Source organism: Chryseobacterium sp. T16E-39 (assembly GCF_002216065.1).
Classification (GTDB): domain Bacteria; phylum Bacteroidota; class Bacteroidia; order Flavobacteriales; family Weeksellaceae; genus Chryseobacterium.
The window spans coordinates 864,405-889,118 of record NZ_CP022282.1; the positions used below are offsets into that span (position 1 = coordinate 864,405).

The window sequence follows — 24,714 nt, forward strand, 5'->3', positions numbered from 1 at the left end:
TCCTTCATTTTAAACCATCGATTTTACATTTCATCTCAAGTTTTTCCCGCTTGACTTAAAAAACAGAAGCACTTTTAGAGAATCAATATTTATATTTACAAAATGAATGGTTTCAAAACCTATGCACATTTATAATGAGAAGAACCCAAATAAGGAAAAAAAAATTATTATCCGTCACAAAGAAACGAATGGTTATATGGACTGTAGCTATCATTTCATTTTATCTATTTTCCTATCTCATAGACCCATTTGACCCGATTTGGGAAGAGTACATTCACGATCCACTAAAGTTTTTAGTTAGTGATTTTTTATGGGTTCTATTATTTTCAGTTATCATTAGTGAAGTAAGTATATTTATTGACAACCAGCTCAATAAACGGCTCCCCTGGAGCAATCGAAGTATAAAAAGATTATTTATACAAAGCGTACTCCAGATTGCTGCAAGTATAATTTTTGTTGCTATTATTGTTAATATTTTCTCTAATGAGGGTCTTCCTAAAATGGATTACCGCAAAGAAATGACTTTACTGGGACAGTGGGTAGCTACCAATATTATCATCTCCCTCCTTATCAGTGCTGTAAATACTGGTGATTATTTATTGGAGAACTGGAAAAAATCTGCCATAGAAGTAACCCAGCATAAACTAAGAGCATCAAGACATAAACAGGCAGCTATGTCAGCTGAACTGCAGGCTTTAAAGTTGCAAATTGATCCGCATTTTATTTTTAACAACCTCAGTGTTTTATCAGAACTTATTTTAGAAAACCAACAATTGGGTTATGAATACTCGGAAAATTTCTCCAAAGTATACCGGTACCTTGTGGTCAACTCAAAAAAGGATGTGATCTCTTTAGATGAGGAACTGAAATTTTTAGATTCTTATATTTTCCTGATCACAAAAAGAATTGGCGAAGGCGTTTCCTTTGAAATCTCCATCAATCCCGAGCTGAGAAGTATGATGATCCCTCCGCTAACACTGCAGTTTTTAGTTGAAAATGCTATTAAACACAATCAGACCCTCAAGTCTAATCCGCTCCAAATAAAAATCTATACTTTAACCAGCAAAAATCTTGTGGTCTGCAACACTTTAATTCCCCTGATCAATAAAAGCGAATCCTCTAAGGTCGGTATCCGAAATATTATGAACCGATTTGAATTGCTTGGAGAAAAGAAACCGTTGATCCTGAAAACAGAAAAAGATTTCATTGCAAAAATTCCATTATTATGAAGCTTAATAAGATCTTAATCGTAGAAGATGAAAAACCTAACGCAGACCGTTTAAAAAGATTACTATTAAAATTACGGCCCCATGCTGAAGTTCTATCCGTAGAAGATTCTGTAGCATCTGCGGTAAAATGGCTGGAGGAAAATCCATCTCCCGATATCATTATGCTGGATATACAGCTAGCTGACGGGTTAAGTTTTGAAATTTTTAATCAAATTGAAATCAAATGTCCTGTCATATTTACCACGGCATATGATGAATATGCTGTAAAAGCATTTAAATACAACAGCATCGACTACCTGTTAAAGCCTGTCGAAGAAGAGGAACTTGAAACAGCACTCAAAAATTATGAAACCTTTATGGAAACTATTCCTTATGTAGGAACAGCCATCGAGGGATTACTGAATTATATCCAACCTAAGGATTACAGAAAGCGTTTTCTTTTAGCGCATCGTGATGGGTATAAAACATTATTATCCGAAGATATTCTTTATTTCTTTACCGAGCTGGGCGTGAGCAGAGCAGTATTGAAAAATGGCGGAACAGATATAGTTCCCCAAACCCTTGAGGAACTTGAAAAACAACTGGATCCCAAAATGTTTTTCAGAGCTAACAGACAATTTATCATCAATATAGATTCTGTACAGCAGATTTCCAATTATTTTAACGGAAAGCTAAAGCTCGAACTGATCAAACATCCTGATGTTGAAGTTATTGTAAGCAGAGAGAAAGCTTCGGCATTGAAGTCCTGGATGGATTACTGAATCATACTATATAAATAATAATAATAATAATAATAAAATTCCTTATCAATATTTATTGCTTAAAATTAATTATTGAGATTCTTCACTACACTACGTTTCGTTCTGAATGACAGGTTGAGTAAACACTCAATTTGTTATTTCAACGGCAGACAAGAAGTCTTTGAATAATCAGTATCCAAATATTTCTTCTTTTATTTTTTAATCTACGATTACACAACATCAAACATATCTTAAAAATTCATTTTCCTTTCATTTTAAATATTAAACACTTCATCCCTGATTAATTCCGTTTCACTAAAGTTCTCCTTATAAATGACCTGCTTTTGCGATTATTTTGTAGTCAATAAATAGTAAATCGCATCTTATGAATCGTAAAAAAGGTTATTTCGTACTGTTATTGACAGCTGCTGTTTTTCTACAGTCTTGCAACTCTGGAAAGAGCCAGGAAACAGGTGAACAAATGTCTGCATTACCTACAGACTTCATTCAGCTTCAATCAGGGAATGCTGATATTTCTTTAGGATATCCGGGAAGTATCGAAGGTCAGGACAATGTTGATATTAAAGCCCAAATCACCGGTTACCTGGAGACGGTCTATGTAAAAGAAGGACAATATGTACAAAAGGACAGACCCTTTTCAGGATCAATCCTTCAGTGTATAACGAACAGGTAAATAATAGTGATGCTGCATTAAAAATAGCCCTGGCTAACCAGGCTAGTGCCAAACTTGAAGTAGAGAAACTGAAACCACTGGTTGAAGGGAATGTAGTTTCCGATATGCAACTCAAAACAGCGCAGGCAAGTTATGCTGCAGCTGCCGCACAGGTAGCACAGGCTAAATCTACACTGGGCTCATCAAAGATCAATGCTGGTTTTGCCTATATAAAAGCTCCGGTATCCGGATATATTGGCAGAATTCTCAACAGAACCGGAAATCTTATTACACCGTCCGATGCCTCTCCGCTGACCACCCTTTCCGACATCAATACGGTAAACGTATACTTTGCCATGAACGAAGCAGATTTTCTACGATATACAAAAGCAAAAATGGCTTCTGAGGACCATACAGGAAATGTGGAACTTATTCTTCCGGATGGCTCTACCTATGCATACAAAGGAAAACTGGAAAATGCCAGTGGAAATTTTGACCGGACGACCGGAAGTATGCAGTTGAAAGCCATATTTCAAAACCCAGATAAACTATTACGTGCCGGAGGTACAGCAAGGGTAAAGATCCATCAGTATGTAGATGATGTAATTAAATTACCTAAAACAGCGGTAAAAGATATCCAGGATAAATTTTTTGTCTATAAGCTGAATGCTCAGAACAAAGTGGTTATGTCTCCAATTGAAATTTCAGGAGGAACTGTTTCCGACTATTTTGTTTCATCAGGAGTTCAGCAGGGCGATAAAATAGCCATCAACAGGATTGATGTCCTTACCGAAGGAGCTGTTGTGCTTCCTAAAATTATTCCTGCAAAATAGATTTTAAACACAATGTATTCATTCAAAGAAATTAAATCATGCTAAAAAAGATCATAGACCGCCCGGTATTGGCCACTGTAATCTCCCTTATTATCGTAATATTGGGAATCATAGGCCTGAGTAAACTTGCGGTAACCAGATTTCCGGATATCTCACCACCTACCATTATGGTTTCAGGATCTTATCCCGGAGGAAACAGTGAAACCGTTATCCGATCAGTAGTTACCCCCTTGGAAGAACAGATCAATGGAGTGGAAGATATGCAGTATATTAAATCCAACGCCAGTAATGACGGAACATTTTCCATTTCCATCATATTCAAACAAGGAGTAAATCCTGATCAGGCTGCTGTAAATGTTCAGAACCGGGTACAACAGGCAACCCCCATCTTGCCTCAGGAAGTAGTAAGAATGGGACTGACAACTTCCAAACAGCAAAACAGTATGATCATGTTGTTCAACATATATACTGACGATAATAAAAAATACGATGAAACCTTCCTGCAGAATTATGCGAATATTAATCTTATTCCACAGGTAAAGAGAGTAAAAGGGGTGGGACAGGCGCAGGTTTTCGGAGCTAAAGATTACTCGATGAGAATCTGGCTTAATCCACAGAAGATGTCCTCTTACGGACTTGAGCCTGCTGATATTTCTAATGCTGTAGCAGATCACAGTTTGGAATCCGCACCTGGGAAACTGGGAGAAGAATCCAATGCCTCACTGGAATATGTAATCCGTTATAAAGGAAAAAAGAATAAACCTGAACAGTTTGAAAATATCGTAGTAAAAAATGACGGCACTAAACTGATCCGTCTTAAAGATGTGGCAAGAGTGGAATTTGGATCTATTTCTTACAGCGGCGACAACCTATCGAATGGGAAAAATGCGGTTACTGTTGCCATCATGCAAACTACAGGATCCAATGCCAATGAAATTGAAATAGGTATTAATAAATCTATAGAACAGCTTTCAAAATCTTTCCCTCCAGGAATTAAATACTCGAAGGTAATCAGTACCAAAGAAAGGCTGGACGAGGCAACAGGTCAGGTAAAGTCGACTTTGATAGAAGCTTTCATCCTTGTTTTTATTGTTGTATTTATATTTTTACAGGATTTCAGATCTACTATTATTCCTGCTATTGCAGTTCCGGTAGCGATTGTTGGAACCTTCTTTTTCCTCATGGTATTAGGCTTTACCATTAATGTACTGACCCTTTTCGCATTGGTTTTAGCCATCGGGATTGTAGTCGATGACGCTATTGTGGTCGTTGAGGCAGTGCATAGCAATATGGAAGGAACAAATCTTACAGGTAAGGAGGCAACACACAAAGCCATGAACGAAATTACAGGAGCCGTAATTTCCATTACCCTGGTGATGTCTGCTGTATTTATTCCTATTGGATTTATGTCTGGTTCAGCAGGGTTATTTTACAAACAGTTTGCTTATACACTCGCAATTGCCATTATTATTTCAGCAATCAATGCATTAACACTGACTCCGGCTTTATGTGCTGTTTTCCTTAAGAATAATCATGCTCATGATGAACATGGTAAGAAAAACGGATTTGGAAAAAGATTCTCTACAGCATTCAATGCAAGCTTTAATAATTTAACTAATCGATATGTAAAAGGAGTAAAATTCCTGATCAATAAAAAATGGATCGCCGGAGGTTTGGTCGTAGGAATTATAAGTGTTGCCGCATGGCTGATGACTACTACTTCAAAGAGTTTCGTTCCTATGGAAGACGACGGGCTGTTTATGTATACTTTAAGCATGCCACCGGGAACAGGCTTAACAAAAACGACTGAAGTATCTGGTAAAATGAACGCGATGTTAAAAAAATTGGATGCAGTTCAGGAAAATACTTCTATTACAGGATATAATTTATTAAGTAATAGTGCCGGACCAGCTTATGCGATGGGCTTCGTAAAGTTAAAACCTAAAAAAGAAAGAGGCAATACCAAAGACATTGATGAGATAATGGCCCTTGTGAATGAACAATTTTCCACCATCAAAGAAGGAAGTGTTATGACTTTCAGAATGCCTCCTGTGGAAGGATACGGAATGACCAATGACGCTGAAATTGTTCTTCAGGATCGTATGGGACGTGATCCACAGGTTTTAAAGGCTAAGGCTGATGAACTGATTGGACAGCTGATGCAAAATCCTAACGTCGCTTTTGCGTATACGATGTTCCGGGCAGATTACCCACAGATGGAACTGGAAGTGGATGAAGACAAAGCAAAGCAGCTTGGCGTAAGTATTTCAGGACTTTTAGGAAGTATCCAGACTTATTTCTCAGGGGATCAGTCACAAAACTTTTCAAGATTTGGAAAATTCTACAGGGTCAATATAAAAGCGGATGGTGTTTTCAGAATGGACGCAGAGGCTTTTAACGATATCTTTGTGAAGAATAATAAAGGGGAAATGGTTCCGGCTAACACCCTGATCACTTTAAAGAAAGTATATGGTCCTGAGTCAGTTGGACGTTACAATCTATACAATTCATTGAACATCAACGTGACACCAAAACCAGGAGTAAGTAATGGTGCATTAATGACCTCATTGGAAAAAAATCTGGATAAACTTCCGTCAGACTACAGCTATGAATGGACAGGATTAAGTTTAGAGGAAAAATCATCAGGAAATCAAACGATTGCCATTTTCGGCCTTTGTTTGTTGTTTGTTTACCTTCTTCTTGCTGCTCAGTATGAAAGTTATATTCTTCCATTAGCGGTAATGCTTTCCATTCCAACTGGAATTATAGGTGCATTCCTTGGAATAAAAGCTATCGGTTTCGATAACAACATTTATGTACAGGTTGGATTGATCATGCTAATTGGACTTTTAGCCAAAAATGCCATTCTGATTGTTGAGTTTGCCATTCAGCGGAGAAAGTCAGGAATGTCGCTTCTCGAATCAGCACTGGAGGGAGCTAAAGCAAGGTTAAGACCTATTATTATGACCTCACTGGCATTTATTGTAGGAATGATTCCTTTAATGCTGTCATCAGGAGGTATGGCTTCAGGAAATAAATCCATAAGTGTAAGTGCTGCAATGGGAATGCTAAGCGGAGTCGTTCTGGGGGTATTTGTTATTCCTGTATTGTATATGTTCTTTCAGTATATCGATGAAAAAATTTCATCAAAGACACCCAACGTTACATCATCAAAATAAACAAAAATGAAAACAGTTTATATAAAAAACATCTTTGCCACAGGTCTTATAGCAACGTTTCTGCTATCATGTGCCGTAGGAAAAGAATATACACGGCCAGCCTTAGATGTACCTGTAGCTTACAAAGAATCCACTAAGGTAACAGGGGATACTATTATCCTTCCCTGGAAAACATTCTTTAAAGACCCTCAGCTTATCACTCTTATTGATAAGGCACTTTTAAAGAATAATGAGATCCATACCGCTCTTAAAAATATGGAACAACTGGATCTCGCATTTAAACAGGCAAAAAACAACATCATGCCTACGGTAGATTTCAGTGCTGGTGCCAATAGATCATGGGCTTCAAAAAACAGTCTGAACGGATCTCTCAACGAACAGTTTACAGGGACGAAATATATTGATGATTTCAGTGCTACCCTAAGATTATCATGGGAAGTGGATATCTGGGGTAAGACGAAAATGCAGAAAGAATCGGCTGCTGCAGATTATTTTGCCCAAAAGGAAAATATGAATGCGCTTAAAACACGTATTATTGTACAGGTAGCACAGGCCTATTACAATCTGATCAGCCTGGATGAACAACTCAAGATCGCCGAGAAAAATATTGAGCTGAGTAACAATACCCTGAAGATGATGCAATTGCAATATACGGCCGGACAGATCAATTCACTTGCTATACAGCAATCGGAGGCTCAGAAGAAAACAGCAGAACTTCTGATCCCTTTGGCCAATCAGAATATTTCAATACAGGAAAACGCTTTAAGTATTTTATGTGGGGAATATCCGGGAAAAGTTTCCAGAGGAAATTCCATGAAGAATATGATCCCTGAAAATACTTTATCTGAAGGAGTTCCTGCCCAACTTTTAAGCCGGCGTCCCGATCTTAAGGCAGCAGAACTGGCTGTTATAAGTCTTAATGCTAAAACAGGACTTTCCAAAGCAGCCATGTACCCAAGCATAAGCCTTAGTCCACAGATTGGGATCAACTCTAATAAATTCAATACATGGTTTGATCTTCCGGGATCGATAACAAAAACCCTGGCTGCTAATTTAGCAATGCCACTGTTACAGAAAAGACAGCTGAAAACAGCCTATGAAACAGCCATTATCGAACAGGAAAAAGCAGTCATTACATTCAGACAGTCAATGATGACTGCGGTAGGTGAGGTATCTGATGCCATGGCCAAGTCAAAAGGAACTTCAGAAAGACTTACACTTCTGGAGCAAAGGACAGCTATTCTGGATAAAGGGATCAACGATGCGCTTAAATTATATAAAAGCGGTATGGCCACTTATCTGGAAGTGATCACTGCCCAAAACAACAAGCTCCAGAATGATTTGGAATATGTGAATATCAGTCTGGAAAAACTCAATGCAGAAGTAGACCTCTACAGATCTTTGGGAGGAGGGATCAATTAGTAATCTAAGATGTGATTTTAAAAATAGGATAGAGGGTTCTCTGTCCTATTTTTTATTATTAAACAACTTTTCCAAAACCTGATACCGGTAATTAAAAATATGTTCAAGTTTCTTTTTAACAAAAAGTCCGTGGGCAATTTCCCCTAAAAACCCCATTGGTAATTCATAATTAATCGTATCCTTTATTAAAACACCTTTTTCATTGGGAATGAATTCATGAAAATGATTCCACAGTTTATAAGGTCCTTTTTTCTGAAAATCTGTAAAATTTTTCTGAAAAGAAACCTGGGTAATTTCTGTTTGCCATTTCATTTTAATACTTAATAAGGGAGAAACATAATAATCAATGATCATTCCCTCATAAATTTCATCATTCTCCAATTGGGTAAGGACAATAAAATTCATGTCTTTTGGGGTAATCTCAGAAAGGTTATTGGCCGAAGAAAAAAATTTCCACGCCGTTTCCAGATTACAGTATAGTTGCTGTTCACGCTGAAGCTGATGTATCATCTTGTTTAAAAAATTTATAGGATTTCATCCGTTTCAAACAAGATAGACTATTCCATTTTAAAATCCATATTCTTTTTTATATTTTTCATCATAGAGTTTGATTTTATATAAAAATCATCCATTTTCTTATACCCTATCCGTATGCTTTAGTAGAAAAGGGTATAAGATAGCCAGAGATTTCAGGCTACCTTTCCCTCCAAATTTTATCAAATTAAAATGACAAATAAACCTTTACACAATTTCCATATTCCCGTGATGGGATTGGCATATACCATAGACAGTCCGATACGGGTAGCACATTATGGAATTTCCTCTGTTATTTCTATCATAGATGACGAGATTATAGAAAAAATAAAAGTCTTTTATAATAAAAAATTCAGTCTGAATTACCTCCGTATTTCTACAATGACAGAAGATTACCGTGCTAAGAGAATCACCGATTATCTTGATATGGTGAATGATATTGTAAATGAAAAATTTGAATCTTTCAAAGAGGAAATCAGCAAAAATACGGAAACCCTAAAAAGCTTTATAGGAATGCTTCCGAATACTTCTGATCTTAAAAATGGATTACAGAATTTTTTAAATCAAAATGAATATCTGGGGACAGGTTTCAAACAGTTTATCGAAACCCATTTGAAGCCTGGAAACATTGATGTGAACATCATGACCAAAGTAGATAAAGATAATTTTAAGAAAAATGAACAACTTCCTGTAATTTATAATGATGCCCATGCTTCATTACGGGGATTTGCTAATAGCAAATTATCTTCTTCAATGGTTCTATCTGCCGGGATGAATCCACGTTTATACAGCTATATCGAAGAATTTGATGACTTTTTTCCGGACGAGAATGGAGTTTTAAAAAAGAAGATCATTCTCAAGGTCAGTGATTTCCGTTCTGCCATGATTCAGGGAAATTTCTTGGCAAAAAAGGGATTATGGATTTCAGAATACAGAATTGAATCAGGCTTAAACTGTGGCGGACATGCTTTTGCTACCGAAGGTTTACTATTAGGGCCTATCATGGAAGAATTCAAACAAAAAAAGAGCGAATTGATACAATCTGCTCACGCGTTAATGACTACTGCATTAGAACAAAAAGGGAGATATGCTGTCAATCAACCACTGGAAATGAAAATTACGGTTCAAGGAGGAGTGGGGACGTCGGAAGAACATGAGTTTTTGCTGGAAAACTATAAAGTAGACAGTGTCGGATGGGGGTCACCATTTCTTCTGGTTCCGGAAGCTACCTCTGTGGATACTGCTACCCGCGAACTTTTAATAAAATCAAAAGCAGAAGATTTCTATCTCAGTAACATTTCCCCGCTCGGAGTTCCTTTTAATACCGTGCGTGGAACCTCTAATGAACATCTTCAGCATCAGAAAGAAGTGCTTGAAAAGTATGGAAGCTCATGCCCGAAAAAACTATTGGCTTTAAGCAAAGAATATTCCCCTAAAGGAACTTGTACAGCCTCAAAAAAACACCAAACCCTAAAGCTAAAAGAACTTCAGGAAGAAAAAAGTACACTGACTGTAGAACAGTTTAATAAAAGGAAAAAAGAAATAACAGACAAAGCCTGTCTGTGTGTAGGTTTGGTCAATGCAGCTTATATGGAACAAAAGATAGAAATAAAAGGGGAAAAACAAGGTGTTGTTATTTGTCCGGGACCTAATCTGGCTTATTTCAATAAAGAGGTTTCATTATCAGAAATGATTCAGCATATTTATGGAAACAACAACATCCTACCACATAGTGAAAGACCCAATATGTTTATCAGTGAGCTTAAAATGTATGTGGATCATCTGAAAAAGGAAATTACCGAATCATCACCAATTACCCACTCTCAGACAAAAAAGTGGAATACATTTAAAAAGAATATTTTAGAGGGTATTGCTTATTATAATGACCTATTTAATAATTCCAGGTTTTTTAAGAATAGAATAGAAATGATAACCCTTCAGTTAGAGGAATACAAATCAATGATTGCAGGAATTGAAATTCCACAGGTTGAAAAATAAGATTCATTAATTGGTTAAACGCAAAGACGCAATTTATTGTACAAACTTTATGCTGTTAAAGTGCAAGGATTTTATCTCCGATAAAAGAAAATCTGTGTAATCTGCTTGATCTGCGAGATAAAAGAAGATTAAAGAATCATTCCTTTAAGATCTTTTAAATTAAGACAGCTTCCCGATACGGTTTTTCCAAAACCTCAGAGTAAATTTTACTGAAAATATATGATATTTCTGCCCCTTAAAAATGGTATTATAATCTTTGCGACTTTGCGTTTACCTAAAATTTAGTCGATCACAATGCTTTCGACTGCCTTCTCCATTGCATATTCCTGAACCCCGGGCACTTTTAAACCTTCAGCACGGAAGACACTAAGATCTGTCATTCCTAAAAAACCAAGAAAAGCAGTCAGATAAGGAGCAACAAAGTCATTCGCTTTCCCCGGTCCTTCAGAATAAATACCTCCTGAAGACATTGCAACATATACTTTTTTTCCTGTCACTTTTCCAATCGGACCATTTTCTCCATAACCAAAAGTTATTCCCGCTCTTGTTATGTGATCAATCAACGCTTTCAGAGAAGAGTGAATGGTAAAGTTAATCAGGGGTGCACCAATAACAATAATATCAGTAGCCAATAACTGTTTCACCAGCTCGTCAGAAAGACGGATAGATTCTTTTTGTTCTGCCGATAACTTATCACCGGGTGTAAAGAATGTACGGAGAAGTTGAGGACTTAAATGTGGAATTTCAATATCCACCAGATTTAATTCTTCCAATCTATTCTCAGGATATTTTTCCTGGACTTTCTCAACGATACTGTTACCTAATTGAATACTATAAGAGTCTTTACCCTGAAGGCTCGACTTTAGATGAAGGATGTTTTTCATAGAAGTTTACTTATTAACTATTTTTTTATCACATGACGAGCCCGTTCGATTTCATTTGAATACATGATTTCTTGCCCGAATTATTAAACAAATGTATCCAGACCTAATGTTGAAAAAAATAGACTTACCTAAAGGAAAGCGCTTACATTCAGGTAAGTCATTTATCTTTGTGCTATGAAAGACACAGAAAATGAGCTTCTTCCAAACAGAGAAGAATGTGCAGGCTCACTCAAAAACATTCTTGATGCACTGTATGTATTGAATGGAAAGTGGAAGTTAGCTTTAATACTTTCTTTGGTTCGATCTTCCAAACGATTCAATGAGATCCAGCATGAAGTTACAGGCATATCCTCAAAGGTATTGGATAAAGAACTGAAAACTTTGGAACTGAATGGTTTTATTACCCGAAACGTATTCCCAACCAAACCTATAACCATTATTTATGAAGCAACCGAGTATAGTAGAACTTTAAAAGGAGTTATGTCTGAATTAAGTGCGTGGGGCTATCAGCATAGGGAAAAAATTAAAGAAAGCATGAGAAAGCAAGCTAGTTGAGTCAAGTTAATATTCTCTGATCTTCTTAGCTTTAAAAACAGTATAATAATTAAAATCTTTGTGCCTTCGCGTTTAACTAAAATCTGTACATCATCGACAAAAAAGGATACAAAAACAATTAACCTGATTATATTAATATTATCTTAAATACCCAGTTCTTCTGCCTTCTTCAGAAAATTTTTCTTTAAATTTATACTACTGAAGGGGATTCTCTATCTTCAAGCAATTCAGAAAACAGACAGATCAATTATCTTATACGTTTTCATTTGTAAAGTCAGGTGACTTTGCAACAACAAGTAATACTGAAAAATTATTTTTTAATTTATGGAAAAAAGAATCATAAAAAACACAGATCTATCGATCGCACCGATCAATTTTGGAGGTAACGTTTTTGGATGGACATTGGATGAACAGCAGTCATTTAATATACTGGACCAATTTGTCGCAGGAGGCTTCAATTTTATTGATACCGCTGATACTTATTCATGGTGGGTAAACGGAAAAGGAGGACAATCTGAAGAGATTATCGGAAAATGGTTAAAGAGCCGTGGTAACAGAAATGACCTCGTTATTGCAACCAAAGTAGGATCAGAAACCAAAGAACACGATTTTGATATCAGTAAAAAACATATCCTCAAATCCGTTGATGAATCCTTAAAAAGACTTCAGATTGATCATATCGATCTTTATTACACGCATTTTGACGATCATAAAACACCGGTTGAGGAAACCCTGGCAGCGTATGATGAAATCATTAAGGCCGGAAAAGTTCGCTACATTGCCGCTTCCAATTTATCTCCGGAACGGTTGACTGCATCTTTCGAAGCTTCAGAAAAAAATGGTCTACCCAAATACGTGGCTTTGCAGCCCCATTATAATCTATTGGAACGTGAAAATTTTGAAAAAAACTATGCTCCAATAGTTGAAAAACATGATCTGAGTGTTTTCCCATACTGGTCTTTAGCAGCAGGTTTCTTAACCGGAAAATACCGCAGTGAAGCAGATCTTTCTAAAAGCGCAAGGGGAGAAGGTGCCCGCAAATATCTGAATGAAAAAGGGGAGCGTGTACTAAAAGCATTGGATCAGATAAGCGAAAAGCATCAGGCAAATCCTGCTTCCGTAGCATTAGCTTGGTTGTTAGCCAACCCACTTATTACCGCACCTATCGTAAGTGCTACCACTGAGTCTCAATTGCAGACCTTATTTAAATCCACTGAACTACAGTTGAATAATGATGATATCAGTCTTTTGAACGAAGCAAGTAAGTAATTAGACAAATAGTTCTTATAATTGAAAATTGAAAGTGGAAAGTGGAAAGTTAGAAACGAAACAAATAGAGTAAGAGCAGGAATTTGTGATCACCATCCTACAACCCCGAATCTCGCATCTCTTATCTCGCAAACTCCCCATTTTCAACTTTCAATTTTCAATTTTCAACTTTCAGTTAAGCGAAAAGTTAGAAACGATATATATAGAGTAAGAACGGTAATTTGAGATCACCATCCTACAAACCCGAATCTCGCATCCCGTAACTCGCAAACTCCCCACTTTCAATTTTCAATTTTCAACTTTCAACTTTCAGTTAAGCGAAAAGTTAGAAACGAAACATATAGAGTAAGAACAGTAATTTAAGGTCACCATCCTACAAACCCAAATCTCGCATCTCGCATCTCGCAAACTCCCCACTTTCAATTTTCCACTTTCCACTTTCAATTAATAACCCTTGATTCACATACATTGTTCAGTGTTTTGCATACGTGCCCTTCCTTATTTCTTCCGAATTTTGAATCATTAAAATAAACAGTATGAAAATGAATACAAAACCATTAGGAAGTCAGGGACTGGTAGTTCCGGCTATAGGATTAGGATGTATGGGAATGACAGGCTTTGAAGAAGGCAATATGTATGGTGAAGCAGATGAAAAAGAAGCGATTGCCACCATTCACAGGTCTCTGGAATTAGGGGGTAATTTTCTTGATACAGCAGATCTCTACGGTCCTTTTAAAAATGAACAGCTTATTGCCAAAGCCATAGAAAATAATCGGGATCAATATATCATCGCTACTAAATTTGGTTGGGAGATTGATGACCAGAATAGGGTTACCTGGGCAATCAATGGGAAAAAGGATTATGTGAAAAAATCGGTTGAACGCTCATTAAAAAACTTAAAGACGGACTATATTGATCTTTATTATATGCACCGACTGGATAAAAATACACCGATAGAGGAAACGGTTGGAGCGATGAGCGAATTGGTACAGGAGGGAAAAGTAAAATATATTGGACTATCAGAAGTATCTTCAGAAACCGTAAAAAGAGCCCACACCGTTCATCCCATTACAGCTGTACAAAGTGAATATTCATTATTTGAGCGTACGGTAGAAGAAAGAGGAGTGATTAAAACATTACAGGAGCTGGAAGTAGGGTTTGTACCTTATTCCCCTTTAGGACGTGGCTTTTTATCCGGACAAATCCGGACCATTGATGATTTGCCTGAAAATGACTTCCGACGTGGGATTCCTCGTTTTCAGGAAGCCTATTTTTATAAAAACATTGAACTGGTCGATGCTATTGAAGCAATGTCAAAAGAAAAAAAAATTACGTCTTCCCAATTGGCATTGGCCTGGATCATCAGTAAAGGATTTATACCTATTCCAGGAACAAAACGTAGAAAATATCTGGAACAGAATATGGATGCTGCTCATATCCAATTGACCGAATCAGAGGTTTTAAAGCTGGAAAGCATCATCCCTTTAGGCACCGATACAGGCGCTCAATATGATGAATTCAGTATGGGGCTTTTAGATTAATTCTTACATTTGTTTTATGAATGCTATTCAATCGGTTTCAGCTTTTCATCACTTATTATCCTTACCGGAACCTAAACATCCACTGGTAAGTGTTATTAATCTGTCTCACACCATCTTTCTGGAGGACGAAATATGGAAAGGCTTTGTGAACAGGTTCTATTGTGTCGCCTTAAAAAGAGAAGCAAAAGGTAAGATCAAATATGGTCAACAGCATTATGATTACGATAAGGGAGTACTAAGCTTTACTGCACCTAACCAGGTGCAGTACTTAGACTTACAGAACATGGAATGTGGATCGGGATATTTGCTTATTTTTCATCCGGACTTTTTATTAAAACATCCTTTAGCATCTACGATCACCGGTTATGGTTTTTTCTCTTATGCTGTGAATGAAGCTTTACATTTATCTGCAGATGAGGAAAATGATCTGATTGAGATACTCCAAAAAATAGATAAAGAATGTCAGCATATTGATCGACACACCCAGGAGATCATTTTATCTCAGATCGATCTTTTGCTTAATTACTCCAACCGTTTTTACGAACGACAGTTTATTACCCGTAGAAACAGCAATCATCAGCTTCTTATCAAATTCGAACGTTTCGTGAATGATTATTTTGATCATGAGCAATCTGCAGATCAGGGTTTATTAACGGTTCATCTTATTGCTGAAGCAATGAATCTGTCTCCCAATTATCTCAGTGATCTCCTTAGAATCCATACCGGGCAGAACACCCAACAGCATATCCATGAAAAACTAATCGCAAAAGCTAAAGAAAAGCTGTCGACCACCAATCTGTCGGTCAGTGAAATTGCCTATACATTAGGCTTTGAACATCCACAGTCTTTCAGTACCCTTTTTAAAAAGAAAACAAATATGGCTCCGATGGAATTCAGAACTTCTTTTGGAATGGGATAATACTTAAATTTTAATTCAAAAAAAGTCCCCAGTTAAACTGAGGACTTTATGCTATATTAATTCATATTATTTCATGGCTCTTTTATTCAGAGCAGTATCCGCAATGCCCGTCAAAAGATCATTACATTTTTTCTCTTCTTCCAACGTTTTCAATAGGATTTTAAGACACTGGTTTTGTTTCAGCACTTTAGCGTAAGCAGCTAATGTGCCATAAGTCGCTATTTCATAATGTTCTACCTTTTGAGAAGCTGCAATAATACCTGCGTCACGTACAGCACCTGGCTGGGTTTCTTCCATAATACTTTTGCCTTCGTCCAGTAATCCCTGCATCGCATCACATTTTTTAGCCTGGGCTTTTTTGCCTAAAGCCGAAAAACATTGTTCAAGCCTTGTTACATGATTTTGGGTTTCAGCAAGATGATTTGCGATGGCACTTTTTAACTTCTTATCTTCTGCATTTTTCTCCATTTTTGGCAATGCTTTTGTCAGTGCCTTTTCTGCCCAATAAATATCTTTTAATCCATCTTCAAAAAGGTCGATAAGCTCTTTGGCTGCATCTTTTTTAGCAAGAACTTTTCTTGCCGGAGTCTTAGTCGCAGAAGTTTTCTTAACCGGACTTGAAGTTGATTTAGCTTTAGGAGAAGTTGTTTTTCTTCCTGTCGATTTTGTACTCGTTGCCATAATAATATTTTTTGGTGGTTAGTGATTATTTGTTTACAATAATAACGTCAACATAGCAAAATAAATAGATGAATTTTAAATAATTAATGCCATATCGACGCTTATTGCAACTTAAATAAAATAATAATTTAATTCTACTGAAAATTATATAATTAAAACTATTTATTTTATGATTTGACTCATAATCATCCGCTATTTAATTACTTACATTCGGAATACTTATATCGGAAGCATGTGGACTCTATAATAATAGGGTTATCAATTTAAATCAAAAGACTTTCAAAATTATGATTAACAAAAAGAATTTTTTTGACCAATTTGCAGATAAAGCAGTTTGGTTTACTGGTAGTGGAGGCGCATTTATTGGAGCAAGTGTACTCGTCATTATATGGGCTGCAGTGGGTCCCATATTCAATTTTTCTGAAGTATGGCAAATGGTTATCAATACCGGAACAACAATTATCACCTTTTTAATGGTTTTTTTAATTCAGAAAGCTCAGAATAAAGATTCAAAAGCGATTCAGATAAAATTAAACGAATTGATTGCCGCTCATGAACACGCCAGCAACAGAATTGTAGATATAGAAGACCTTACAGAGGATGAATTAGATCAACTGCATACATTTTATGAGAAACTGGGAAAATTACCAAGGAAAGAAGCAATATCAGAAAGTCCCCGTTCTATTGACAAAAACCCATGTAATCATCGGTATAAATAATTCATTATTTATCCGCACTTCTTTTAGGATAAAGGATCAATCTTATTGATGGGTTATTTGTAATAAACAAACGCAGCCAATCAAAAGCTAAACGAAATTTACTTCCGAAGCCAATTAATGGGATAATATGAATAAACAACCAAGTAAGCCAGGCTATAAATCCATTGAACGAAAATTTAGGCAAATCAACTACTGCATTAAATTTTGAAATAATAGCCATCGTTCCTTTATCATTATACTCAAAAGCCTTAAGAGGTTTACCTTGCGAAATATATTGGAGGTTTTTAGCCAGATTATTAGCCTGCTGTATAGCAACCTGAGCCAACTGTGGGTGCCCGTTGGGATACTTTTCCTCTGTCAATTGAAGACAAATATCACCCACTGCGAATATATTTCGTGTTCCTTCTACCTGATTGTAAGGATCCACCAATATTCTTCTTCCGCGTCCAATCGCTTCTTTTGCAATACCCTGAACTTCACGGCCTATGACCCCGGAAGTCCATATCAGAGTTTCTGTTTCGATCGATTTTCCATCAGACAAAATGACCTTATTGTCCACGTAATCTTTTACGGAGACATCCAGCAGAATCTTTACTCCCAGTTTTTCGAGTTTATCATAAGCTGTCTTCTGTGCCATTTTGCTCATAGGGGAAAGAAGAGAAGGTAACGCATCAATAAGATAAAGACTGGAAAGACTGAGTTTAATTTCCGGATATTCTTTTTCAGCAATGTATCTTCCCATTTCAGCCAGCATTCCCGCCAATTCCACTCCTGTTGGCCCACCTCCGGCAATAACGATATTCTGAAGTCGTTCTGCTGCTTTTATATCTTTATTTCTGGCAGCTTCTTCGAGATTAAGAAGGATATGGTTTCGTAAAAAAAGTGCTTCCTCAATACTTTTCATGGGAAGCGCACATTTCCGTACATTTTCCATTCCAAAAAAATTCGATTCCGTTCCTACAGCAAGAACCAGGTAATCATAATTCAGATTTCCGGTTTCTGTCTCTACAGTATTAGTTTCAGGTACCACTTTCAGCAAACTTCCCATATGAAAACGGACATTCTTAAATTTTGAAATCATTCTCCTGAAAGGATAACTGATATTCGATGCCTGAATAAAAGAAGTAGCCACCTGGTAAATAAGTGGTGGAAAAAAATGATAATTATTTTTATCGATCAAAGTGATCTGGAATCTGCTGTCATTCTTGAGAGATTTCATCAGATTGATTCCTGCAAATCCACCGCCTACAATGATAATATGCTTTTTCATACAATAGGTATTGAAGTGATAATAATCTGTAGTTCAATAATAAGACCAAATAGGACAGATGAATATATATTAACATTATTGATTTTTTTTTAATTTTTTAATCATAAATCAATTACACCCATTTTGCTGTCTAAAAAATTATATAATTTTTAAATTCTTTACAAATGCATGATGTTTGCTTATTAAAGAGTATCCAAAATTTTAAAAATAGTATAATATGAAAACAGACATTCTAACAGAAAAACATAAATTGGGATTAGGAGGAGTAGCCATAGGAACTGCTTTCGCCAACATTACTGATGAAGAAGCGCATGATGTTCTACAGAAAGCCTGGGATCTTGGAATACGGTATTACGATACATCTCCCTGGTATGGACTGACTAAAAGTGAAAGAAGATTCGGTCAGTTTCTACAGGATAAAGAGAGGGATGACTTTGTATTTTCCACTAAAGTAGGGCGACTGTTTAAAGAAGTTCCAAAATCCGAAGTTCCTCCAACCATGTGGAAAAATCCACTGAATTATGATTTCAGACACGATTACACTGCAGATGCTATCAAAAAATCGATTGATGACAGTCTTGAAAGAACGGGATTAGACAGTATTGATATTGTTTATATTCATGACTTATCTGAAGATCAGGTAGGAGATCGCTATCCTTACTTTCTGAAACAAGCTAAAGAAGGAGCATTTAAAGTTCTTTCGGATCTTCGCGATCAAGGCATCATCAAAGCTTGGGGAATGGGCGTGAATAAGATTGAGCCTATTTTAGACTGTATAGAAGCCGCAGATCCCGATATTTGTCTTTCCGCTACACAATATTCGATTCTAGAACATGAGGATGCGGTAGACAGATTGCTTCCTGCGGTGAGGAAAGCAGGAGTACGTTTAGTTTCCGGAGCCGGATATAATTCCGGTTTTATAGCTGGAAGAGATCGGTATAATTACAAAGATGTTATCCCGAAAGGAATGACCGAAAAAAGAGACAGAATTGCAGAGCTTGCCAAAAAATACGATACAGACATTATTCATGCAGGTTTGCAGTTCGTTTTGGCTGCCGATGAATTTGCTGCTATTATTCCCGGAGCAAGTAAGCAAGATCAGGTACAGGATAATGTGGACGCATTAAATGCAGTGATTCCACCTGATTTCTGGAAAGAATTAAGATCCGAAGGATTAATTTATGAGAAAGCCCAGATTCCGGATTACAGATAATTAAAATTATAAAATAAAAAAGCCTTTCAATGATGAAAGGCTTTTTCATATGCCTTATGATATATAATGCACTGCATTTTTTACAATTTCAATCGCTTCAGTCAATTGTTTTTCATCAAGTGAAGCAAATCCAAATCTACAGGCATTAAAATTTGCATCTTTTCCTGTACAATAAATACTTCCGGAAAAAGTGACCCCATTTTTATGTGCTTCCTTTATGATAGCTGATAAATCCAATTCAGGTATGAACTTGAGCCATAATGCCATTCCACCTGTAGGTTTTGTAAAAGAAACCGCACCTTCCAATTCCTTGTTGATAAGAGCCGAAGCCATATCACATCGTTGAGAGTATAACCGGTTGGATTTTTGGATATGACGGGTAAGATCTCCATTACGAATAAGACCTGCTGCCGCTTCCTCAATAATGATATCACTTCTGATGTCAATAAGCCTTCTCATTTTACGGGCAGCTTCCAGGAAATCGGTTGTTGCAATCATATACCCCAAACGAAATGGAGTCCCCAATACTTTGGTAAGAGAACCTATATAAATAATTTTCCCGCCATGATCTTCACTCGCCAATGGCAAATAAGGATCATATTTAAACTGGAAATCATAGTCATAATCATCTTCAATTACTGCCACATCATATGCGTTGATAAGTCTAAGCATATGCTGACGTCTTTCAACACTCATTGTTACCGTGGTAGGATGGTGGTGGTGAGGAATGATATAGATCATTTTTATGGTGTGATTCTGAAGAACTTCTTCGATAGCCTGAGTAGATACTCCGTCACTATCCACAGGAACACGGATAAGCTGGGCCCCCAATCGTTCAAAAACCAGGTCAGCGATAAAATAGCTCGGATCGCTTACAATAACTTTATCTCCCGGTTTAATAATAAGAGATGCTGCTATATAAATGGCCATCTGAGCGCCACGGGTTGTAAAAATATTTTCAACGCCCATATCAAGTCCCCGGGTTTGCTTTAAGAAGGAACATAATTCTACCGACAGATTCGATTGGTCTGAGACCTGATGCCTCAAGCTCACTTTATAGGTAATATCATCTAATGACTTTTTAAATTGTTTTGCAATAGCATTAACAGGGAGAAGAGAAATATCCGGAAACCCATCGTTCACCATAATCCGTCCATGATCAATAGGAACAACAGGATTTAATATTGTTTCCAGTTTCTCAAAACTAATGACGTTTTTATGAGCGAAAGCACCAATCTTATTTTTTTTATAGGATCTGGGCTTAACCAAAGGCAGATCGGAGGAAACAATATAACCTTTCCTTGGTAAATTATCCGCCCAGTCTTCTGACACCAGAATATCATATGCTGCTGTAATGGTTTTCCGATGAAGCTGGAGATCAAATGCCAGAACCCGGGTGCTGGGCAACAGTGTTCCCGGGAGAAGCTTACCTTCCTGAATCAACGAAATAAACTGAACAGCAATTTGCCGGTATACAGGAATATGAGCTTCAGGATTAATAATGATCAGATTTTTATAGGGAAGCATATAAAAGTATTTATCTACACAAATATAACAATAATCTGGACTACCAATGTAAATAAATCTGGTTCCAATTATCACCTTTTCTGTGATCTAATTTTGTACCATCAAAACAATATAAAGTAGTTAAAGATAACTACTCACATTAATTAAATTAAAAATCTTGTTATGAAAAAAGACTCGCATTGCAGAAATACCTGCCACAAGCTTATCAATTGATGAAAGAAATGGATGATCTGATCAAAGAAGGAATTGATCCTTTACATCTTGAAATGATTAAAATCCGTGGTTCCCAATTAAACGGCTGTGCTTATTGCCTGAATAAACATATTACAGATGCTATACAACTGGGGGAAGATCCTCAGCGAATTCATGTTCTGAGTGCATGGCATGAAGCTAAAAACTGGTTTACCAATGAGGAACAGATTATTTTACAGCTTACTGAAGAGATCACCTTAATAGGGGAGCATGGAATAAGTGATGATGTATATGATCGGGCTATAGAAGCTTTTGGTGAAGAAAAAACATCGCATTTAATATTGGCTGCTATCAGCATCAATAGCTGGAACCGAATCGGAGTAGGCCTTCAAATGCATCCAATAAAATATAAAGATTAATCCCATGGAAGTAAAAGAAGCCAAAACAAGAGCAGAAATTGAGTTCTGTAAAGAAGTAATTCTTCAGTTCCGAACCAATTTAAGTGAAGACAACTATGTAGATCAGACTTTGGAAATGATGGCTGAAGAAGGATTTAAACTCCTTTATATTGCCAATGATCAGGATACAAAAGCAGTCGCATTTATCGGATACCGCCCATTACAGATGTTAAGAACCGGTAAGATTATCTATATTGATGACCTGTTTACTTCTGAGGAATGCCGTGGTAAAGGATATGCTGGTATATTGCTTGATGAAGTTGCAAAAGAAGCAGAGATCACGAATATACAATCGATTCACCTGGATAGCGGATATATGCTTCATACAGCCCATCGTTTGTATTTGAATAAAGGCTATGTCCTTGCTTGTAACCATTTTGCTAAAAAAATATCTTAAGAGATTGTATCTCATCAATAGAAAACAATGATTACGTATCAGATAGAAGAAAAAATAAGCGTAGATGAGTTTACCCATGTTCTGATCAATTCCACTTTGGGAGAAAGACGCCCGGTAGATGAACCTGAAAGAATAGCTAAAATGCTCGAGCACGGCAACCTTATTGCTACAGCAAGGGATAATGGGAAACTGGTGGGAATAGCCCGTTCCCTGACAGATTTCGTGTATTGTACCTATTTGTCTGATCTCGCTGTAGATGAGGCTTATCAGAAAATGGGAATTGGAAAAAAACTGATCCGGCTCACTAAAAAAGAAACCCCAAAAGCTAAATTGATTTTATTGTCCGCGCCCAAAGCAGTACAGTATTATCCTAAAATAGGGATGACCCAATGGGAACAATGCTATGTTTTAGATGATATTGATGCTTTACCATAATCCTGAACAAGCCTATTGATAGGGTATTAATAAATAATTGTAAAAAAATCATATACATTTCTTGAATAATCATTCAAGAAATGTATCTTTGCATTGTTATGGCAAGAAATAAAGAATTTATATTAGAGGAAAAGCTTGAAAAAGCCAAAAATGTATTCTGGAAAAAAGGCTATGCTTCAACTTCAATGCAGGATCTGGTAGAAAATATCGGATTAAATCCTGGTAGTATTTACGGAACTTTTGGGAATAAGCATGAATTGTTTCTTGATAGTCTGAAAGTGTATTGTAACGAATTGCTTATAGAATATAAAATGGCAGCCGACAGTGCACCAGATTCGCCGTTGGCATCCCTAAAAGCCATTATTAAAAAAGCCATCGACTATTCTTTTACGTCTAATAAAGCCTGTATGGTTGTGAAAACATCATTTGAGCTGGCACCTGATGATGAAAAAGCTTTGGCTATTATCAAGCATCAGACAGATGGCCTGACTGGTATGATGACTGATATCATCAAAGCAGCACAGGAAGCCGGAGAAATCAATCCTGACAAAAATCCGGAGATCACTGCCGATTTTATCATCAGTAGCTTTGCCGGCTTCTGGCATTTACAAAACCTTTATAACAATAAAGAAAGAATCATACAGTTAAGCGAATTTTTGATCGAAAGCATTCAATAAAAAAATTTGTTCAATTATTGAACGATCATTCAATAAAAATATTTTAAATAAAATTTATGGAAAACAAACAAAAAGTATGGCTGGTTACCGGCGTATCGGGAGGGTTAGGTAAAGCGTTAGCTAATGCCATTCATCATTCAGGGGACATTATCATTGGAAGTGTCCGAAAAGAAGAGGATAAAATTGCTTTTGAACAGGCTTTTCCTGATAGAAGTAAAGTCTTTATGCTGGATGTATCCGATAGCACACGTGTTGAAGCAATGGTAAAACAAGTCATTAATGAATATGGCCGTATTGATGTTTTAGTCAATAATGCAGGGTATGGTCTTTTCGGCCTGGTAGAAGAAGTAGATGAGATAGAGCTCCGTAAACAACTGGATGTCAATTTAGTTGCTGTATGGAAAATGACACAAACTGTATTACCCTATATGCGAAAACAAAAGGCTGGTCACATCATTCAGATTTCCTCCAGGGTAGGTATTCTGGCCGGAACAGGAAACGGCGCTTATACTGCAACTAAATTTGCCATAGAAGGAATGAGTGAGTCATTAGCCGCTGAAGTAGCTCCGTTTGGCATCAAGGTAACTTTAACTGAGCCAGGTCCTTTGCGTACTGATTTTTTTGGACGTTCTGTTCTATTTTCTGAAAAAGAAGTAGAAGATTATAAAGAACCTTTGGGAGATCTGCGGGAAAAATATAAATCCGTAAACGGAAACCAACCCGGAGATCCTTCAAAAGTAGCTGAAGCCATTGTACAAATAGCAGCACTTGAAAACCCTCCATTCCGTTTGCCTCTTACAGCATCAACAATCGATGCTATCCAGCAAAAAATAAATGAATATCAAAAAGTTATCACCGATTGGAAAGAACTTGCTTTAAGTATTGAATTTTAAAAAACAGACTATGAAATTAAATTTAAACCGGATATTCTATTGGATATCATTTGCATGGTACATATATATTATCGGACCTGCAGCCGTAAAAAAAATTATTCAATGGCAACCGATGATGGACAGCATGCAATCTCTGGGCTTTGATAAAAACTGGACCATTGGAATTGGAGTGTTGGAAACCATTGGAGTTCTCATTGTATTGGCTGGACTTCTTAAACCATCTTTGCGTACTCTGGGTGTTCTATTTCTTTTCCCGTTTGCAATTGGAGCATTTACAGCGCATATGGCACATCAGGAATACCATCATTTTTATAATTCATTAATCATGTGCATATTATCTGCTGTACTATTGCTATTAGATAAAAGAATAAAAATAAACACTTCTGAAAATGAAAACACCATAGTATCATCCTCCAACTAATCCCATAGCAATTTCTAAAATAGAATCAGACTAAAAAAAAACTATGTTTCTTATA

Annotated in this window: 24 protein-coding genes; 19 read left to right on the top strand and 5 right to left on the bottom strand. The window is 36.7% G+C overall.

Annotation, left to right across the window (positions count from 1 at the left end):
- Window positions 1–188: 188 nt before the first annotated feature.
- The 6 genes from CEY12_RS03695 (at window position 189) to CEY12_RS03715 (ending at window position 8,076) form a co-directional block, all read left to right on the top strand.
- Entirely contained in the window at window positions 189–1,229 is a 1,041-nt protein-coding gene (locus CEY12_RS03695) for a sensor histidine kinase (RefSeq protein WP_228409786.1), read from the top strand.
- On the top strand, window positions 1,226–1,990 hold the full coding sequence (locus CEY12_RS03700; RefSeq protein ID WP_089026407.1) for a LytR/AlgR family response regulator transcription factor: 765 nt from the start codon (window positions 1,226–1,228) through the stop codon (window positions 1,988–1,990). The genes CEY12_RS03695 and CEY12_RS03700 overlap by 4 nt, the downstream gene beginning before the upstream one ends.
- Window positions 1,991–2,354: 364 nt before the next feature.
- Window positions 2,355–2,663, top strand: a complete 309-nt coding sequence (locus tag CEY12_RS22560; RefSeq protein WP_228409787.1) for a biotin/lipoyl-binding protein — start codon at window positions 2,355–2,357, stop codon at window positions 2,661–2,663.
- On the top strand, window positions 2,645–3,475 hold the full coding sequence (locus CEY12_RS03705; protein ID WP_262484919.1) for an efflux RND transporter periplasmic adaptor subunit: 831 nt from the start codon (window positions 2,645–2,647) through the stop codon (window positions 3,473–3,475). The genes CEY12_RS22560 and CEY12_RS03705 overlap by 19 nt, the downstream gene beginning before the upstream one ends.
- A gap of 38 nt (window positions 3,476–3,513) precedes the next feature.
- Window positions 3,514–6,654 carry an efflux RND transporter permease subunit gene (locus CEY12_RS03710; protein ID WP_089026408.1) on the top strand — a complete coding sequence of 1,047 codons (3,141 nt, stop codon included), beginning with the start codon at window positions 3,514–3,516 and terminating at the stop codon, window positions 6,652–6,654.
- A gap of 6 nt (window positions 6,655–6,660) precedes the next feature.
- Entirely contained in the window at window positions 6,661–8,076 is a 1,416-nt protein-coding gene (locus tag CEY12_RS03715) for an efflux transporter outer membrane subunit (protein ID WP_089026409.1), read from the top strand.
- A 45-nt stretch (window positions 8,077–8,121) separates the two neighbouring features.
- Here the strand turns inward: CEY12_RS03715 and CEY12_RS03720 are convergent, their stop codons facing one another.
- A complete protein-coding gene (locus tag CEY12_RS03720; RefSeq protein WP_089026410.1) occupies window positions 8,122–8,586 on the bottom strand; it encodes an SRPBCC family protein in 465 nt (154 codons plus the stop codon).
- 216 nt (window positions 8,587–8,802) lie between these two features.
- Here CEY12_RS03720 and CEY12_RS03725 point away from each other — a divergent pair, with 216 nt between their 5' ends.
- Entirely contained in the window at window positions 8,803–10,608 is a 1,806-nt protein-coding gene (locus CEY12_RS03725) for a hypothetical protein (RefSeq protein ID WP_089026411.1), read from the top strand.
- Window positions 10,609–10,889: 281 nt separating this feature from the next.
- On the opposite strand, the gene CEY12_RS03730 is transcribed toward CEY12_RS03725, so the two are convergent.
- Window positions 10,890–11,492, bottom strand: a complete 603-nt coding sequence (locus tag CEY12_RS03730; RefSeq protein ID WP_089026412.1) for an FMN-dependent NADH-azoreductase — start codon at window positions 11,490–11,492, stop codon at window positions 10,890–10,892.
- 174 nt (window positions 11,493–11,666) lie between these two features.
- Here CEY12_RS03730 and CEY12_RS03735 point away from each other — a divergent pair, with 174 nt between their 5' ends.
- The 4 genes from CEY12_RS03735 (at window position 11,667) to CEY12_RS03750 (ending at window position 15,776) form a co-directional block, all read left to right on the top strand.
- Window positions 11,667–12,047, top strand: coding sequence for a winged helix-turn-helix transcriptional regulator (locus CEY12_RS03735; protein ID WP_089026413.1), 381 nt, complete (start codon window positions 11,667–11,669; stop codon window positions 12,045–12,047).
- Between the two features lie 324 nt (window positions 12,048–12,371).
- Complete coding sequence (locus CEY12_RS03740) at window positions 12,372–13,316, top strand: aldo/keto reductase (protein WP_089026414.1); 945 nt, start codon at window positions 12,372–12,374, stop codon at window positions 13,314–13,316.
- Window positions 13,317–13,852: 536 nt separating this feature from the next.
- A complete protein-coding gene (locus CEY12_RS03745; protein WP_089026415.1) occupies window positions 13,853–14,857 on the top strand; it encodes an aldo/keto reductase in 1,005 nt (334 codons plus the stop codon).
- A 16-nt stretch (window positions 14,858–14,873) separates the two neighbouring features.
- Window positions 14,874–15,776, top strand: coding sequence for a helix-turn-helix domain-containing protein (locus CEY12_RS03750; RefSeq protein WP_089026416.1), 903 nt, complete (start codon window positions 14,874–14,876; stop codon window positions 15,774–15,776).
- 66 nt (window positions 15,777–15,842) lie between these two features.
- Here CEY12_RS03750 and CEY12_RS03755 read toward each other — a convergent pair whose 3' ends face one another.
- Window positions 15,843–16,457: a ferritin-like domain-containing protein gene (locus CEY12_RS03755; RefSeq protein ID WP_089026417.1), complete on the bottom strand. Its 615-nt coding sequence runs from the start codon at window positions 16,455–16,457 to the stop codon at window positions 15,843–15,845.
- A 287-nt stretch (window positions 16,458–16,744) separates the two neighbouring features.
- Here CEY12_RS03755 and CEY12_RS03760 point away from each other — a divergent pair, with 287 nt between their 5' ends.
- A complete protein-coding gene (locus CEY12_RS03760) occupies window positions 16,745–17,176 on the top strand; it encodes a low affinity iron permease family protein (RefSeq protein ID WP_172821005.1) in 432 nt (143 codons plus the stop codon).
- Between the two features lie 4 nt (window positions 17,177–17,180).
- Here the strand turns inward: CEY12_RS03760 and CEY12_RS03765 are convergent, their stop codons facing one another.
- Window positions 17,181–18,446 (bottom strand): NAD(P)/FAD-dependent oxidoreductase, encoded by a 1,266-nt coding sequence (locus CEY12_RS03765; RefSeq protein ID WP_089026418.1) that lies wholly within the window; start codon window positions 18,444–18,446, stop codon window positions 17,181–17,183.
- A gap of 217 nt (window positions 18,447–18,663) precedes the next feature.
- On the opposite strand from CEY12_RS03765, the gene CEY12_RS03770 reads away from it, so the two are divergent.
- Window positions 18,664–19,659, top strand: a complete 996-nt coding sequence (locus tag CEY12_RS03770) for an aldo/keto reductase (protein ID WP_089026419.1) — start codon at window positions 18,664–18,666, stop codon at window positions 19,657–19,659.
- Window positions 19,660–19,713: 54 nt separating this feature from the next.
- Here CEY12_RS03770 and CEY12_RS03775 read toward each other — a convergent pair whose 3' ends face one another.
- Complete coding sequence (locus CEY12_RS03775; RefSeq protein ID WP_089026420.1) at window positions 19,714–21,186, bottom strand: PLP-dependent aminotransferase family protein; 1,473 nt, start codon at window positions 21,184–21,186, stop codon at window positions 19,714–19,716.
- Window positions 21,187–21,365: 179 nt separating this feature from the next.
- Between CEY12_RS03775 and CEY12_RS03780 the strand changes: the two genes are divergently transcribed.
- From CEY12_RS03780 to CEY12_RS03805, 6 genes are all read left to right on the top strand, one after another.
- Window positions 21,366–21,797 carry a carboxymuconolactone decarboxylase family protein gene (locus CEY12_RS03780; RefSeq protein ID WP_228409788.1) on the top strand — a complete coding sequence of 144 codons (432 nt, stop codon included), beginning with the start codon at window positions 21,366–21,368 and terminating at the stop codon, window positions 21,795–21,797.
- Between the two features lie 4 nt (window positions 21,798–21,801).
- A complete protein-coding gene (locus tag CEY12_RS03785) occupies window positions 21,802–22,233 on the top strand; it encodes a GNAT family N-acetyltransferase (protein ID WP_089026422.1) in 432 nt (143 codons plus the stop codon).
- A gap of 27 nt (window positions 22,234–22,260) precedes the next feature.
- Window positions 22,261–22,668 (top strand): GNAT family N-acetyltransferase, encoded by a 408-nt coding sequence (locus tag CEY12_RS03790; RefSeq protein WP_089026423.1) that lies wholly within the window; start codon window positions 22,261–22,263, stop codon window positions 22,666–22,668.
- A gap of 98 nt (window positions 22,669–22,766) precedes the next feature.
- Window positions 22,767–23,345 (top strand): TetR/AcrR family transcriptional regulator, encoded by a 579-nt coding sequence (locus CEY12_RS03795; protein ID WP_157676747.1) that lies wholly within the window; start codon window positions 22,767–22,769, stop codon window positions 23,343–23,345.
- A 56-nt stretch (window positions 23,346–23,401) separates the two neighbouring features.
- A complete protein-coding gene (locus CEY12_RS03800) occupies window positions 23,402–24,238 on the top strand; it encodes an oxidoreductase (protein ID WP_089026425.1) in 837 nt (278 codons plus the stop codon).
- A 10-nt stretch (window positions 24,239–24,248) separates the two neighbouring features.
- Complete coding sequence (locus tag CEY12_RS03805; protein ID WP_157676748.1) at window positions 24,249–24,659, top strand: DoxX family protein; 411 nt, start codon at window positions 24,249–24,251, stop codon at window positions 24,657–24,659.
- The last annotated feature ends 55 nt before the right edge of the window (window positions 24,660–24,714 follow it).